The 837-nt window shown below is 45.8% G+C and carries 1 protein-coding gene and 1 pseudogene; both read right to left on the bottom strand.

Annotation, left to right across the window (positions count from 1 at the left end):
- Nucleotides 1-251 (bottom strand): bacteriocin immunity protein (locus MKS11_RS27425; RefSeq protein WP_087464848.1); only part of this gene is annotated, 251 nt, incomplete at its 3' end.
- 1 nt (nucleotide 252) lies between these two features.
- Nucleotides 253-837, bottom strand: a pseudogene (locus MKS11_RS27420) (klebicin B-related nuclease bacteriocin); the annotation flags it as partial.

Here is an 837-nt window from a genome sequence, read left to right as displayed (position 1 = left end):
TTTTTAAAACCTGGCTTACCGTTAGCAGCTCGCCATTCCTTTACGGTTTTAACAATTCCTTTCGCCGAAGAATCTTCGCCTACCTTAGGCTTGAAGATGAGGTTCCAACCAGCAGGATGCTCTGTTAGTTGGGCGAACGAATAAATAGCATCATCGTTCTCTTTGTCAGTTGGAAAATCAGCAGCGATTATTTTACTAACAAAAGCAGTAAATTCTTCTTCCGTAAAATCTGAAATTTTATTACCAGCCATTTTATTTTCCTTTATGTGTCTCAATATGATTTTTAGGTGTTAGCGCCTTAATGTTATCGACATCCATAACAGCCCCTCCTTGAGATATTTCTTTTTCGTGGTGTAATTCAATTTTAACACGTTTCCCTACTGATTCTAAAAAGTCCGCAGTAGGTGCCCTTCCAGCTTTCATCTGATTAATATCAGCTTCACTAAATTGCTTGCTCAGTGCAGAATCGTCAGCAACCGCTTTCCAGAACGCCCGACGGAAAGAATCAAAACTACCGAAAGTCTTCCCGCGTAATTTATCCGCAATCTGGGAAGGAACAGGAGCACCATCCCCGGTACTGGCCCCCCCCATCCAGTTATTGCCAACGTTCTGCCCTTTGCCGCTCACTGTACCGGGCATGTTACGAGGGCTACGGTACATCACATACAGCGGTTTTAGGCCGGATTCCGGAGGAAACACCAGAATAATATCGTCAAAATCGAGGTCATCCGCTACCGGCGTCACGGTTTTATCTGTAGCCTGTGGCGCCGAAATCTGATCACCGGTATGCAGAATACGCTCCGGTAGTGGTACCGGCCCGCTTAGCGTCAGTGGTCC

Origin of the sequence: Klebsiella sp. K5-45 (assembly GCF_030128605.1) — a bacterium.
In the GTDB taxonomy this organism is placed as follows: domain Bacteria; phylum Pseudomonadota; class Gammaproteobacteria; order Enterobacterales; family Enterobacteriaceae; genus Klebsiella; species Klebsiella quasipneumoniae.
The sequence above is the reverse complement of the archived record's forward strand: the minus strand, read 5'-3'. Positions and strand labels throughout refer to the sequence as shown.